The organism is Acidimicrobiia bacterium (genome assembly GCA_018057765.1).
Lineage (GTDB): Bacteria > Actinomycetota > Acidimicrobiia > IMCC26256 > JAGPDB01 > JAGPDB01.
The window spans coordinates 1-12,499 of the sequence record JAGPDB010000011.1; the positions used below are offsets into that span (position 1 = coordinate 1).

A 12,499-nucleotide genomic window follows, 5' to 3' on the forward strand; every position below is an offset into this window, starting at 1 on the left:
TCATTATCTGCAACAGTAACAATTATTGATTCAGCATTTCCTGGTAACCAAGGATTTGGAGCTACCTCAGAATTTGCACAAAACATTTCAGTAGGTTCATCCGCTGACTTCGACTCAGATGGTGTATCAGATATAGTTGAAAATGCTGCACCTAATAACGGCGATGGTAATGGTGATGGGATCTTAGACTCATTACAATCAATTGTTACATCATATAAAATTCCTGACAGTGCAGTATATGCAACATTTGTAACTAATGGTTGTTCAGAAAATGGTACAGTTTCTTCTCTTAGCGAATCAAACTTTGTCGCAACGGATGGTAACTACGAATACCCATTTGGGCTAACAGACTTCTCGTTGAATTGTTCACGAGGTGCAACTGTAGATGTAACGAAAATTGTACATGTACCAGATTCAGCTGATGGGCTATCTGTTCGTAAATACCGTCCAGAAACAGCAGAACACTTCTTAGCTGTTCCAGATTCTACAGTGACGAATCAAACTGTAGGTGGTGAACCAGTATTAGTATTGAACTATCAACTAACTGATGGTGGAGCTCTTGATGATGATGGAATCGCTAACGGTATAATTGTCGACCCTGTAGGTATTGCTAGAGTTGCTGTAGCTAGTCAACAAATCACTACTCCAACTAATGGAAATACTGGCTCAACTGCTGGGAATTCTCCTCAAAGATCAACATCCGCGAAAGGTGTTTTATCTTTAACTGGTACTAACTCAGTAGACAATTTAATTATTGCCTTTGAGTTAATGATCTTTGGATTCTCAGTATTTCTTGTTTCAAAAAGGAGATACCAAAAAGGTTAATATTAGGGAAATACGATTTTAAAAACTAGAATGGCTAGCAATTAAATTGTAAGGGATGACATGTTTAAATCAAAGTTTAAATACGTATCAATAACTTTAATTGTCGTTGCTCTAAGTTTGTCGGCTTTTTTTATTATAAATAAGAACAAAGAAAATGCTAATGCCCAAGTTGATAATCCAATAGGTCAAGTTACAAAACCAAAAGCTACGACTAGCACTACAACAACTATTTCAACATTGCCAGCATTGCCGCAACCTTTAGATTCTCCAGCAGATCCAAATGCCAAAGTTCCTGTTGTTCAAATTGGTTCTATAGAAATTCCCAAATTAAGTATGATACAAAATTTGTATGAAGGTGTAGAACTTACAGTTTTAAATGTAGGCCCTGGACATTGGCCAGGGACAGCAGAGCCAGGCGGATATGGCAACACTGTAATTGCAGGTCATCGTGTAACTCATTCTAAACCATTTAGAAATGTCGACCAATTAGTAGTTGGTGATGATATTTTTGTATCGCATAACAATAAAATATTTAATTATAAAGTTAGCGGTACTGAAATTGTCTACCCTAAAGATATTTGGATAGTTGATCAAACTCCAGGCTTTCGATTGACATTGTTTGCTTGTCATCCTCCTGGTTCAGCTTCACAACGTATAGTCATTTACGCAGATCTTGTAGACCCACCATTTGATGTATAACCTAGTAATATCTAATAGTGAAAACTTCAGACCAAAAAGTAGATTCTATTTATAAAGTAACAAAGTTACAGGTATTTTTCTCTGTTCTAGCAATATTATTGTTCGTATTTATACAAGTAGGCCAAAACTATCATCTAGATAAGGTAATTTTGTCTCCAGGAACTGCAGATTCTGTTTCAAAAACCATACATATACAAGGTGCAAAGTCATATAATCCTAACGGAACAATACGTTTCCTCACTGTTCTAGTTACAACAAATCGTCCAACACTTTTTGAGTTCTTAAAAGCAAAATATTACGATGATGATACAGAAATTATAAAGTGGGAAGAAATTCGTGGAGATATCAGTTCTAATGATGAGAATGCAATGAATCAAGCAGCAATGACTGCAAGTCAAAATTCTGCAAAAGTCGTTGCTTTAACAAAACTTGGTTGTGATGTGAAAAAATCAGGTGAAGGTGCATTAATTACTAATGTTGAAAAAGATAGCGCTGCGAGTAAATTTAATATTAAAGCAACAAATATTATTACAGCCATTGACGGCACGAATGTTTCGACAGATCAAGATGCTGTAAGCATACTTTCTAAACATAAGCCTGGTGAAGAAATAGTTTTGTATATTAGAACTAATTCAATCTCAGATGCCAAAGAATATAAAGTTATTCTTGGTGAAAATCCAAAGAAACCTGGTGTAGGTTTTTTAGGCGTAGGTCTTTCAACGAGTCTTTTAAAATTTGATTACCCAATAAACATAGAAATAGAACAAGGTGACGTCTCTGGACCCAGTGCTGGCTTAGCGTTCACTCTTTCTATCATCGATAAACTAACAGTAGGTGAACTTACTGGTGGTAAAGATTATGCCGTGACTGGTGAAATTGGTATAGATGGAAAAGTATATCCTGTTGGAGGTGTAGCACAAAAGGCTGTTGCTGCAAAAAATTCTGGTGCTAAATTTATGATCGTACCTAAAGGTGAAGCAAAAGATGCAAAGCCCAAGGTAGGTAAGATGAAATTATTTGAAGTTGAAAATATAGACCAAGCACTCAAAGTTTTGAATAAAAATGGTGGCGATCCGCTACCACAGGTGCGCGCCTGTCCCAATTCATAGTACAATATTATGTATAAATTATCCTATTTATACCGAAGTAACTGAACGGGGGAGATCAAAGTGTCAGAAACTAATTTCACGCTTTCATCACAGGCTCAAATAACACCAGAAGAAATCGAAAAACGTAGCTTTTCAAACAAAGTTAGAGGTATTTCAGAAAGCGAAGTACGATCATTTTTGCGTCGTATTTCTGACGAAATAACACGATTAAATGACAATGAAACCAAACTTATAGAAAAAGTTAAAAAACTAGAAGAAAATAATTCTTTAAAACATGTTGCATCCAAAGCTGAACTATTAGAGAGCTTGGGTGAGCAGACAGCTCGAATATTAGTAGGTGCTGAAGAAGCAGCAGAACAGATGATTGTCGATGCAAAGGAATTAGCAGCAAATTTAACTGAAAAAGCTAATAATAATTATGACGAAATGTGCATTAAGACTGATGATGAAAAAGAATTGCGTGAAAAAGAAATAAGATTAAATTTTGAAAATTCTAAAAAGCAAGCAAATAAAAATGCAGAAATGATAGTTGAGAATGCAAGAGTGCATGGCCGCGAAATTTTTCAAGAAGCAACAGTATTACGTGAAAAAATACTTAAAGATTTATTACGTCGTAGGGAACTTTTAAGTGAGCAAATAGATGAACTTCGAAAGGGTCGAGAAGAATTACTTGATTCTTATAAAGTTGTAAAAGGTTCATTTCAAAAAGCTACTGATGCATTAGTAGGCGTTGAAGAAAAAGCATCAAGTGAACTAATGGCGAATCCTATAGATGTTGATGAACTACTTGCAGCTCATATTGAGTTACCAGCAATGTTAAATTCATCAAACCCCATAGAATCATTTGTAGATACAGAAGAAAAATTAACAAACGATGATGAAATAAAAGATGATAAAACAGAAGTTCCTACAAAGGAAACTTCTTCTGTAAATATCATAAGTAAAGATTCAATTCAAAGTATTAACGAGCCGGCAATTGAAAAACAAAAAGAAATTTATGATCAAGAATCTACATCGACGGAACATTCTAAAAAAACAAAGTCTTTAAAAACTTATATGAAAGACGCTTTAGGCGTCGAAAAGAATGATGATATTGACATTGATTTAGTTGATGAAACAATTGATATAGAAGAAACTAACAGTGAAGAAATAGTTGAGGATAAAAAAGATGTTAGCGAACTTTTCAAAAATCTAAAAACACCCAAAGATAAGCAACTAAAAGATTCAGTTTTGAGAAAAACTGAATCAGACCCAAATGAAATTGAGCAGACTAATTCTTCTGAAACCTATAGCGACTCGCCAACAATAGAGAGTGAGTCCATAGATGTCAAGAGCGAAGCTGAAGGAACTAAGCCTAAGAAAAAAGCTCAAGCGAAAATAAAAACTACATCACCAATAAAAATGCGTGACAATGCAGTAGCAGAATCAAGCGCGTCAGCTTTGCGTAAAGCAAAAAAACAGCTACAAAACGAACAGAATGAGCTATTAGATAGTCTACGAACAACTAAATCAAAAAAGCGCCTAAATTCAATGGATGTTTTACCATCAATAGATTCACATCTAAAAATTTGGGTAGAAAATTTGCGTGAAGAAATAGAATCCGTATTTGATGCTGGTGTTAAATCAATAAGTAAAGAAAAAATTGTTGTTAGCGAAGGGTCTTTAAGTGAAATAGTTAATTGGATTATTTCTCCACTCAGCGAATCCCTAGCAAGTTCAATTGATGAAGGTGATATAGCAGATGTCACCACTCGTGTTGGTGCAAAATATAGAGAATGGCGTAGTAGTGATCTAAAAATTGCTTTAACTGATGCTTTATGTGCAACATATTCACATGGTGTGATAGCAGCTTCGCCAAAAGGTGCAGTACTTAAATGGATAGTTGAGAAACCAGGACAATGTGTTGATTGTGACGACAATGCTTTGGAACCAACCAAAGTCAATGAAGAATTCCCAACAGGACAAACTTGTGCACCAGCGCATTCTGGTTGTCGGTGTGTGATTGCACTTAGCTAACGTCTAACATATTCGCATGGCTAATAATGTGCGAACACAAACTAATTTTAAACCACCTTCCAAAAAGACCATTGTTATTTTTGCAATTGTTGCTTTTATCTTCCTTTTTGGTTCAAGTTTTAAATCCATTGCAACTTTTTTTGTAGAGAAAATGTTATTCTCTTCGCTTGGACAAGGTGATACGTTCAACAAATTGCTAAGTGCAAAATATTTTATTCCTACACTTTCATTTGTGATTATGACCTTTGTATGTGTATTTATTATATTCCTTACTAATAGGAATGCAAAACACCACTCGACACAGAACAAAACAGATGTGTTCATGACTGTACCTGCTTCAATATTTAAGACAAAACCTGTTTTGATTAGAAACATAATTTCTATAATCGTAGGTGCATTTTTTGCTTCAACGACTTATGGTTATTACAAAGAATGGATACTTTTTAGAAATGGCTCAAATACTGGGATTAAAGATGCAACTTTTAAGAAAGACATAGGTTTTTACTTATTTAAATTACCATTTATTCAAGTGTCACTAACTTGGTTGTTCACTGCTTTAATAGTGTTGATCTTAATTAGTGTTCTATCGCTACTGCTAACAGGTGGATTGCGACTTGAAGCGAATAAACGCCATATTTCTACATATGGAAGAATTCTATTATCGGTTTTGTTATTTCTCACTACATTGGTTAAAGCAGCAGAATATTATTTTGAGAAATTTTCTCTTGTACACTCAACAAGAGGTGCAATAGATGGTGCTACGTACACTGATATCAATGCCCAAATTCCAGCACTACGTCTGATGGTATTCGTTGCAATTATTGCATCAATATTATTTTTGGTAAATGTTTTTCGTAAGGGTATCGTGTTACCCCTTGTTGCACTTGGGCTTTGGCTAGCTGTTGGTCTCGTCGTAGGTACTGTATATCCAGCAGTTATACAAAGATTTGTAGTTACACCTTCTAGGAATACAAAAGAAAAGCCATATGCTAAACAAAATATCGAAGCTACAAAGGCTGCATATGATCTCGATACTATTGAGTCATCAAATGTAAATTATGAGCAGACAATATCTCCAGAGACAGCACAAAGTGTAAAGGCCGCATTAGCAAATGTCACACTATTTGATGAATCTAGCGTTGCTCCCTATATACAGCAAAAAAGAGGAACACAATATTATGAATTTGGCGTAGGTGATCGCGATAGATATACCGTTGATGGCAAAGTGTTACCATCAATAATTTCTTCACGCGAACTTGTTGCAGCTAGTAATCTACCTGATAAATCATGGCAAAGTATCCACTCGGTTTATACTCACGGATTCGGAGCAGTTGCCCTTAATTCATCAGAAGTATTACCCGATTCCGCTCCAGACTATTTAGTTGCAGATCTTCCAAATGTTACAGAGAAGAAAACTGGCAATAAATCTAAAGATACTAGTAGTGTTGTGAAACCAGCAACTAATAGCCTCTCGTTAGATACTTCGAAAGCAAGGGTGTATTTTGGTGAAGGTCTAAATGATTTTGTATTTGTTGGTTCTAAAAAAGAACAAACACCTACAACTGACAAATTTGATCTAGCGGAATCTACGGGAGTTAAATTAGACTCATTTTTGAAAAAAGCTGTTTTTGCACTCAACTATGCAGATTATAATATTATGATTTCTGATGTTGTAAATAAAGATACAAAGATCATTTATGATCGTAATCCTGCCCAGCGTGTTAAAACCATTGCACCTTTTTTAGATATTGACTCTGATCCATACCCTGTAATTACAAATAATGAAATAGTTTGGGTTGTGGATGCTTATACAACTTCTAACCAGTATCCAAATTCTCAATATTTAGATCAGGATAATTTAGATTTCAGTAGCTCTTTAAATAAAAGAATAAATTATGTCCGCAATAGTGTTAAGGCAACAGTTAATGCACGAACTGGTGAAGTAAATCTATATGTTATAGATCAAAAAGATCCAATAATTAAAGCATATGAGAAGGCTTTTCCTAAGTTATTTAAGAAGGAAAGTGAAGTTCCAAAGGATATAGTTGATCATTATAGATATCCTAACGATATTTTCGATGTTCAAAGCCAAGTTTTAGCTGACTACCATGTGAGTGATGCAACAACATTGTTAAAGAGTTCTAATAAATGGCAAGCAGCTCCTGATTTAGCTGGTACTGGTACTACAACACAGATTACAACAGTTGCAGAAAAAGGTGGTCGTGCAGATAAATTAAAATCAGTTGGTACCCCAATCCCTGGTTTATACCAATATATTTCTCATACGGCAATGGAAAAACCAGAGTTTGTATTAACTCGCTCATTTACACCTATCGGTGAAACTTTTAAAATGGAATCTTATCTATCCGTAAGTTCTGATCCCGGTAGTTACGGGAAGATGAGATTGGTTAACTTTAAATCGACTGCAGATGCTAGCGCGTTGACTCCAACACAGATTGTTGGACAAATAAATGGTGATGAAGCTTTTTCTAGAAACAAAACTTTATTAGGTCAGCAAGGATCTTCTATTGTTCCGGGTGCATTACAGATAATTCCAGTCGGAAATACTGTTGTGTATGTTCAGCCACAATTTGTTCAAGGTGATTCTGCGGATTCTAGACCTGTGCTTAAATATGTGACTGTATCTGTCAGCGGCTTAACTGTTTGTGCTGCTTCTATCGATGAAGCAGTAGATATGCTTATTAGCGGAAAACAGGAATGTTCTGAATTCGCTGCAGTCTCGTTGCCCTTGCCAGGAAGTACACCAAAAACAGATACTGTAACAACAGATACTACTGTAAGCACTCCTTCAAGTGATATCTCTAAATTGTCAGATAAAGACCTTGTTAACGCTTTGGCGCAAGCTCGTGCAGATTACGATAAAGCACAAAATCCTGTAGATTTAGGTGCATTACAAAAAGCTGCAGATAAAATGGCTAAATTTATAGATGAACTTGAGAGACGTAATAAATAAAAGATAATAATGTTAATAGAACTTTGTGATATTTCAGTACTAGACGTCGGTTCTATGAAACGCATCATAAAAAATGTTGATGATAAAGAGATGCGTTTTTGTATTATCAATCTGGGTACAGATATTTATGTTTTAGATGATCTTTGTACTCATGCTGATTTTTCCTTATCGGAAGGTTTCCTAAGCGCTAAGACTCATGAGCTTGAGTGTCCTAAACATAGTGCAGTTTTCGATATCGATTCGGGCAAAGCTAAATGCTTACCTGCAACTGAACCTGTGCAAACCTATAAAGTCATTCTAAAAAATAACATTATCTATATTGAATTAGAATAATTAATTATGGTCAAACTGGTGGAACAACAGGTACCGGTGGTTCCGGTGGAGGTGGTGGAGGAGTTGTTGTAGTAGTTGTCGTAGTCGTTTTTGGCGAAGTATCTACAACTTCACCAACTTTATTCCATGAATACTCAACAGGCTTAGCGGCTACTACGTAAACTGGCTCTCCTATAGTCACTAAGCTTGGGAAGTATTCAGAAATATACATCGGTATTCGTGTGCAACCATGACTTGCTGGTGTAGTCGGTACTGAAGAATAACCGTGAACTGCAACTCCACCTTTGAAATATACTGGGTTATATAGGTCACCGAGGTCACCTTTTTCGGTACCCTTGTATTTGCGATAAAACTCGAATCGTCCTGTTGGTGTATTAGCTGCCGCGCATGTTCTTCGTGATGTTTTTTTAGATATGTAGCAATAATTTTTTTGATTCCCAGTAGATGTTGTTGTAATTAATTTTACAAAATTGTTTTCATATAAAACACCTATTTGTTTATCTAAACTTATTTCATAACGGTTAGCCTCAGCTGGGTAGACAAATGGTTCTTCGTATTGGAAAGTATTTAACAAATTAATTTCTAAATCAGTAATGCGATTAGTAATAGGAATACCCTTATATTTTTGTAATGATTGGACAGCGAATTGTGTTTTATAATCAAATTTTGTGTCAACAGTACCTGGATCAAATTTTAAGTCAACGAGTCTTTGTTCTACCAAAGTTACAATGTCATAATTAGAACCCATTCCCAATGATTGTCCATTTAACAAAGGTATATTAGCGGGTGGTGGTTGAGGTGTTTTTGGCGGGAGAGTGGTAGTTGTCGTGGTTGAAGTCGTTGTAGAGCTTGTTGAAGATGTTGTAGTTGTAGTAGTAACAGCTACTTCAGCTGATGAAGAATTCCGGAAATATAGCCCACCTATAACGAGTGCACTGAGAATAATTGCACATGATATACATATCAAAAAAATACGTGATTTAATTAATTTTAACAATGGACTAGACCTTAATTAGAGAGATTTCCAAATATAATAGTCGAAATATTTATTTTAGTCTAAAAATTAATTAGTTATAAGTTCTTTGTCGATTTGTGTGTGAACGTTGCTAACAGCAGCATTTCTTAAGTCGAGTAAAAAATCAACGACCTCAGCGCCTTCAACCAAAGTTCGACCTTTGTACTCATCCAATTTAGAATCTATTAGTAATATAAGTGTCGCGTTTTCCATGTCATAGTCCTTCGGGGTGTCAAGGGTCTTATTGTACATTGTCTTCCATTTGGGTTGATTTGTCTATAGGTTTATTGGGTATTGCCTAGTTGTATATATAACATAACTATATGACATGCTATTCCATAAAGTGTTACAATAACGAAAACATTACATCTACCTGGTCTTTCTCTTCTTATCATCATCATTATCATGTTCATTATCACGATAGATAAGGGGAAGAACTACTCAGTTGTAGCAAATTCTCCTGATTTACTTTCTTTATCGTCAGCTATTGCTCGAGCCAAAGTGTTAAACGACAGTGTTGCACACTTAATACGCACAGGAAATTTCACTACACCAGTTAATGCTTCTAACTCTCCGAGGAGTTCAGTCTTTTCTTCGTCAGCAGTTGAACCATCTTCATTTCCTTCAAGTTGAGATTCATGTACATCCATAAGTGCTTTAAATTCGTCTATGAGTTTTAATGCATGACTAATTGTTTTACCTTTTATAGCTTTAGTCATCATTGACGCACTTGCTTGTGATATTGAACAACCACTACCGGACATTTTTACATCTACAATAATTTCATCCTCAATTAATATATATAGAGTTAATTCATCACCACAAAGAGGATTCTTGCCTTCGGATACAATGGCCGGTGGGCTTTCAAGTTCTCCTCGATTACGTGGCGCACGATAATGGTCAAGTATAACTTCTCTATATAATTCTTCTAAGTTTGACATGCAATAAGTGTAGACTTTTTCTTATGCTACTTTCCATTACAAAATTCTGTTTTAAAAAATATCGTATTGTGATTTCAATATGGCTAATAGCTTTAGTTGCTTTTGTCGCATTAGCATCGAGCTATTCAGGAGAATGGTTAGACCAAGGAGCGTTGCCTAATACAGAATCGTCCAAAGCTATAGAGGTATTAAAGAAAATAAATCCTGATTTGGCAGACAATGCAGCACAATATGGTGCACGTATAGTATTTGAATCAAAAGATGGAATTATTAATCACGAGAAGGAAATAGATGCTTATCTAAATACATTAGTTGCGAAGAAAGATAAAACTAATATAGCAACTTTCCAATCACCATTTGACAAGAAAACTAATGGTATACAAATTTCAGATGATGGAAATATTTCTTACGCAGAAATTACTTTTGAGTCGGGTATAAAACTTCAAAAGGCTGGAGTTCCATCTATAGATTTAGCAAAAGATTTACGCAAAAGCATTACTGTTGAATTTAGTGGCCAGGGTTATCAAAACTTTGAGATACCAAGTAGCGAAGCAATAGGCATATTTGCTGCGTTGCTCATATTGCTTTTCGCATTTGGCTCACTAATAGCAGCAGGTGTTCCAATATTTACAGCAATCGTAGGGATCGTTATTTCATCTAGTGTTGTTGCACTTATTGCAAATCTTGTAGGTATTCCTGAATTCACAACACAAGTAGCAGCAATGATCGGTATTGGTGTTGGTATCGATTATGCATTATTCATTGTTACTCGATATCGTGAATCTTTAGCTAGGGGAAACGATCGTGAATCAGCAACTATAGAAGCTATGACTACGTCTGGAGCAGCGGTACTTTTCGCTGGTATGACAGTTGTAATTTCTCTATTAGGCATGTTATTCATAGGCCTAGAATTCATTAACGGTTTAGCAATCGGTACATCAATAACAGTTTTTATAATGGTTCTAGGTGCGCTAACTTTCGTGCCAGCATTATTAGGTTCAGTAATCGGAAAAAATTTACATCGTCTGTCTGTTCCTCAGCGTAAAGTTGACCCAAATAAAAAGAAATTCTGGGTAAGATGGTCAGAATTCATACAGCGCCGTGCTTTGATATCGTTATTATTAGGTGTGGTAATACTTGGTACTTTAGCTATTCCATTATTTTCATTACGTGTTGGTGCTAGTGATGATTCAAATGTTGGAAAGAAAGAAACAGTACGTAAATCGTATGAGCTTTTAGCTAAAGGTTTTGGGCCTGGTTTTAATGGGCCATTACTTATTGTTTTAGATTCTGGTCAAGCAGGTAAACCGGAAGTATTAGCAAAAGTTGTTGGTGAGCTCGAAGCAATAAAAAATATTGAGAGCGTATTTCCTTCATCGCAAGTTATTAAAGCAGCAAGTCAAAATGCTAATGCGATGCCAAAACCTGGCGAATCTCAAATTTCTGTAATAAATGTGAAGCCAAAAACTGGTCCACAAGATGAAGCAACAACAAATTTGATAAATCAATTGAGAAATGATATTTTGCCGAAAGCATTAAAAGATTCTGATGCGAACACAAATGCAAAAACATATGTGAGCGGCTTCACGGCTTTTAATGCAGATTTTGCAACTGTTATGGGCGAAAGAATCCCAATATTTATTACTGCGGTTTTAATTTTAAGTTTCTTATTGTTAATGGCAGTATTTAGATCCGTATTAGTTGCATTAAAAGCAGTGCTTATGAATCTACTTTCTATCGGTGCAGCCTACGGTGTAGTTGTTGCTATATTTCAATGGGGTTGGTTGTCAAAACTCATTGGTATCGAAGGGGCAGGACCAATCGAAGCTTGGGCGCCAATGATGCTCTTTGCCATAGTATTTGGACTTTCTATGGATTATGAAGTTTTCTTGCTTTCAAAAATCAAAGAAGAATATGATGATACAAAAGATAATGCAGCAGCTGTGACACACGGACTTGCTGCAACTGCAAGAGTAATAACAGCAGCTGCTCTAATAATGGTATTTGTCTTTGGTGCATTCATACTTGGTGACAACCGACAAATAAAACTAATGGGGGTTGGTCTCTCGATGGCTGTATTGTTGGATGCAACTATTGTTCGTATGCTTTTAGTACCTGCAGCAATGGAGTTATTGGGCGACAAAAACTGGTGGATTCCTAAATGGTTAGACAAAGTAATACCTAAGATCCATGTAGAGGGCGTCAAAGCTGAAAAGCATTAGATTTATAGAACTTCATATATCTCTCCAGCGCTTCGCGATAGTTCCGAGATACATAAAGCCTTAAACATATTTTTATATATAATTTTCAGTATTTGACGTATATATGTCGTTTGGCTATAATTAATGTCATGTTAAAGCGAAATATATTTTCTAACCAGTCATTTGCTTCATCTTTTCATGCACATCATCACCATATTATGGCGGTGAGCTGATTTAGTTTTTATATACTAATTTCTTTGACCCGCCACATTAGGCGGGTTTTTTTATTGCTCGTCTATTTGCAAACTTTGTCATTCGTACCTAAGTAGAGTCCTTTAGAACAATGTCAAAAGATCTAAAATCAATTCACAGACCAAAAAGGAAAT

The 12,499-nt window shown here is 35.6% G+C and carries 10 protein-coding genes; 7 read left to right on the forward strand and 3 right to left on the reverse strand.

Annotated elements, in window-relative coordinates; all coding sequences use genetic code 11:
* The 6 genes from KBF89_04885 to KBF89_04910 all read left to right on the forward strand — a co-directional run.
* Window positions 1-825, forward strand: an 825-nt coding sequence (locus tag KBF89_04885) for a hypothetical protein (protein MBP9115661.1), incomplete at its 5' end; no start/stop codon positions are given.
* A gap of 60 nt (window positions 826-885) precedes the next feature.
* Window positions 886-1,524, forward strand: a complete 639-nt coding sequence (locus KBF89_04890) for a class E sortase (GenBank protein MBP9115662.1) — start codon at window positions 886-888, stop codon at window positions 1,522-1,524.
* 17 nt (window positions 1,525-1,541) lie between these two features.
* Window positions 1,542-2,633 (forward strand): PDZ domain-containing protein, encoded by a 1,092-nt coding sequence (locus KBF89_04895; GenBank protein MBP9115663.1) that lies wholly within the window; start codon window positions 1,542-1,544, stop codon window positions 2,631-2,633.
* Between the two features lie 60 nt (window positions 2,634-2,693).
* Window positions 2,694-4,649 carry a DivIVA domain-containing protein gene (locus KBF89_04900; protein MBP9115664.1) on the forward strand — a complete coding sequence of 652 codons (1,956 nt, stop codon included), beginning with the start codon at window positions 2,694-2,696 and terminating at the stop codon, window positions 4,647-4,649.
* Window positions 4,650-4,665: 16 nt separating this feature from the next.
* Window positions 4,666-7,623 carry a UPF0182 family protein gene (locus tag KBF89_04905; protein MBP9115665.1) on the forward strand — a complete coding sequence of 986 codons (2,958 nt, stop codon included), beginning with the start codon at window positions 4,666-4,668 and terminating at the stop codon, window positions 7,621-7,623.
* Window positions 7,624-7,677: 54 nt separating this feature from the next.
* Window positions 7,678-7,956 carry a non-heme iron oxygenase ferredoxin subunit gene (locus tag KBF89_04910; protein ID MBP9115666.1) on the forward strand — a complete coding sequence of 93 codons (279 nt, stop codon included), beginning with the start codon at window positions 7,678-7,680 and terminating at the stop codon, window positions 7,954-7,956.
* A gap of 10 nt (window positions 7,957-7,966) precedes the next feature.
* Here KBF89_04910 and KBF89_04915 read toward each other — a convergent pair whose 3' ends face one another.
* The 3 genes from KBF89_04915 to KBF89_04925 all read right to left on the reverse strand — a co-directional run bounded on the left by KBF89_04915 (window position 7,967) and on the right by KBF89_04925 (window position 9,912).
* Window positions 7,967-8,953, reverse strand: coding sequence for a L,D-transpeptidase family protein (locus KBF89_04915; protein MBP9115667.1), 987 nt, complete (start codon window positions 8,951-8,953; stop codon window positions 7,967-7,969).
* Window positions 8,954-9,019: 66 nt separating this feature from the next.
* Window positions 9,020-9,184: a hypothetical protein gene (locus KBF89_04920; protein MBP9115668.1), complete on the reverse strand. Its 165-nt coding sequence runs from the start codon at window positions 9,182-9,184 to the stop codon at window positions 9,020-9,022.
* Between the two features lie 224 nt (window positions 9,185-9,408).
* On the reverse strand, window positions 9,409-9,912 hold the full coding sequence (locus KBF89_04925; GenBank protein ID MBP9115669.1) for an SUF system NifU family Fe-S cluster assembly protein: 504 nt from the start codon (window positions 9,910-9,912) through the stop codon (window positions 9,409-9,411).
* 23 nt (window positions 9,913-9,935) lie between these two features.
* Between KBF89_04925 and KBF89_04930 the strand changes: the two genes are divergently transcribed.
* Window positions 9,936-12,134 (forward strand): MMPL family transporter, encoded by a 2,199-nt coding sequence (locus tag KBF89_04930; protein ID MBP9115670.1) that lies wholly within the window; start codon window positions 9,936-9,938, stop codon window positions 12,132-12,134.
* Window positions 12,135-12,499 lie beyond the last annotated feature (365 nt).